The sequence below is a fragment of the Acinetobacter sp. CIP 102529 genome, from assembly GCF_000368325.1.
GTDB classification, from domain to species: domain Bacteria; phylum Pseudomonadota; class Gammaproteobacteria; order Pseudomonadales; family Moraxellaceae; genus Acinetobacter; species Acinetobacter parvus.
In genome coordinates this window covers 1323635-1326484 of record NZ_KB849355.1, presented here as the reverse complement: position 1 = coordinate 1326484, position 2850 = coordinate 1323635, and the positions used below count along the sequence as shown (strand labels likewise).

Genomic DNA, 2850 nt, shown 5'->3' with positions numbered 1-2850 from the left:
TGCCATAAAATACTCCATATATTGATGTTTATAACATCATTTGAGGAGCAGAATATCACTTATAGGAGTTGTTCAAATTTACGGATCCATCTCTGACCAACGGCCTGCGAATATCAACACATCGTATTGATCTATATGTTTAGATAAATACTCACGATTTAATAAGCACTGTTGATACGCTGTAGATTGTTTGTTCCCTGTAAACTCTTTATTAAGACTTGGATAACACCAGTTTGTCGTAATGGCTTGTATATTTAAGTTCAGCTTCTTTCCAATCTGATCCCAAAACGGGCTATTGTGACCTGCAAATGAATCTCCAAATAACAGTGCCGATTTTGCATTTTTCTGTTCTGAAGCAATTGAGCATTCAAATCCTTGTGAGCCTACTTTGAGATTATGGTTATCTTTAATATTATAAAAACACCACCCATTTTCAACACTTGGCATTTGCATTTTGTCTAGATTAGAGGGAGTGTTAGATTTTTCTCGACTTGCAAGACCATTTTCTTCTATATGTTTATAGATTGGATAAAGTAAGAGTAGGGTGGAAATAAACAATAAATATATATGCCCTTTTTTGAGCTTTTGTAGGGATTTTCGACTACCTTCGATGTATTTATAACTTAACCACCCCAAGAGTAAAGAGAGTCCGAGGGAGAGACTTAAGCTAATAAAATTTAATTTAATAAAAAAATAATTCAATAAGAAAAATACAGGCCAGTGCCATAAATAAATAGAATACGATGCACTACCAATGTTTTGGATGAATTTTGCTTGAGTGAAAATTGAATTTTGACGATTAGCAATTAAGATGAGCATTGTACCCTGATGTGGTTCCGTTAATTAGACCACTCAATTCAGTTTTATAAGTGATAAATCCGCTCTAAATATTTAAATCATGCTGCCATTACTTTTAGTAAATGTTGATCATAAAATTCATTTGGTGTTGCCTTATTCAAACTTGAATGAGGACGTATCATGTTATAAAAATCCAAATATTCAGCAATTGATTGTTTCGCTTGTTTAACCGTATCGTAAGCCTTCAAATAGACTTCCTCATGCTTCAAGCTGCGCCATAACCGCTCAATCATCACATTATCTCTCCACCGTCCTTTCCCATCCATACTGATACGGATATTTCGCAATTTTAACTCATTCAAAAATGCCTCGCTTGTGAATTGACTGCCTTGGTCTGTATTAAACACCTCAGGACAACCATATTTCACAATTGCTTCTTGCAACGCATCTATGCAAAAGTCTGTTTCCATACTGATCGATACACGATGAGCCAGTACTTTACGACTATGCCAATCTATAACTGCACACAGATAGACAAAGCCTTTAGCCATAGGAATGTATGTGATATCTGTACACCAGACTTGATTAGAGTGATCGATGACCATGTTTTTCAACAGATATGGGAAAATACGGTGTGCAAGATTAGGCTTACTGGTATTGGGTTTTGGATACAAGGCATGTATTCCCATCAAGCGCATTAAACGTCGGACTTTACGCCGACCTATTTGATGCCCTTGACGCTGTAGCATATCTCGTATCATTCGACTGCCCATAAATGGGTAGTCGAGATGAATTTCATCGATCAGACGCATCAAACTCAAATCAGTTGATGAAATCTCTTTGGGCTTGTAATACAACGTACTGCGATTGATTTGAATTAATTGCGATTGTTGTCGTACCGAAAGTTGATGGGTCTTATCGATCATTTTTTGCCGCTCAGCTGCCCTATTTTTCTGAGCGCACCTTCTAAAAAATCAATTTGCAATGCCTGATGTCCTATCTTGGCATGTAAAGCTTTGAGGTCAATCTCTGGTTCTTGTTGTGCTGTTGGTCGTGAAAAAATATTGACTGATTGCTCAAGCAGTTGATTTTTCCAATCGATGATTTGGTTTTGATGTAAATCGAATTGAGTAGAAAGTTCAGCGAGTGTGTGGTCGCCTTTAATTGCTGCGAGAGCAACTTTAACTTTAAACTCTGCTGAATGATTACGACGTTTTCTTCGTGTCATGGTTGACTCCTAAAACAAGCATTTCCCATGCTTATTGGGGAGTAGATTATCACTTATAGACGTGGTCTAAAATCCTAGACCCACATCACCCATCACTGGTAATAAGGCTAAAAAGCTTGGCCAAGGTGTATTCTGATCGTATAAAACTAGACTAAGAAGAATAAAGGTAAAACCCAAACCTTCACTGAGTTTTTGTAGTGGGGCAGTGAGTTGTTTATTATTAAAGTAGTAATATACCAAACCTCCAGCAACTAGTTCCCACGTACGCGTTGTCAGCTTAAAGAACCCATACATGGTATCTTTAGCTGTCATTAATGTTGAAAATGATAGGGAAGCAATAAGTATAAGACTTAAAAAAATACCAATATATTTTAATTTTTTATCAAATTTTGCATAAATAAAGAGCAAGAGAGGAAATAAAAGATAAAACTGCCATTCAACCGAAAGAGACCAAGTGTGAAGTAGGGCTTTATCATGTGTATCGGCAGCAAAATAATCACCAGCTTGGCGATAATAAAGATCGTTTGATAGAAAAGTCAGACTGTATCGTGCATCTTTAGCAAAATTCTTAAAGTCTTCTGGAATAAAAATAAACCAACCCAGTATGGTAAGAAATACAATAAGGTAGGACTTACGCACTGTTATTTATAGACTCTCTGTGGTAGCAGATGATTTTTATCGAGAATAAAGTCATCAATGAAGTTTTTGATCATTGGTCTAAATAATTTCTTCTGCCAATGATATACATTTTCAAAGATCCCCTCAAACTGGTTCTTTTGTATCTCGACGTAGGCCATCAAGGCTGAAAAAATATGATTCAAAAT

Annotated in this window: 2 protein-coding genes and 2 pseudogenes; all 4 read right to left on the bottom strand. The window is 36.2% G+C overall.

Translation table 11 applies throughout. The annotated features are described in order from the left end of the window. Positions 1–87 precede the first annotated feature (87 nt). A pseudogene (locus tag F972_RS11665) lies at positions 88–834 on the bottom strand (acyltransferase family protein); the annotation flags it as partial. A gap of 62 nt (positions 835–896) precedes the next feature. Beyond that, a protein-coding gene (locus F972_RS15515) for an IS3-like element ISAcsp5 family transposase (protein ID WP_155756561.1) occupies positions 897–2026 on the bottom strand; the annotation gives its coding sequence in 2 pieces (ribosomal slippage) (positions 897–1774 and positions 1774–2026; 1131 coding nt in all). Positions 2027–2092: 66 nt separating this feature from the next. Continuing rightward, positions 2093–2665, bottom strand: a complete 573-nt coding sequence (locus tag F972_RS11650; RefSeq protein ID WP_004769832.1) for an acyltransferase family protein — start codon at positions 2663–2665, stop codon at positions 2093–2095. A 2-nt stretch (positions 2666–2667) separates the two neighbouring features. Then, positions 2668–2850, bottom strand: a pseudogene (locus F972_RS11645) (IS701 family transposase); the annotation flags it as partial.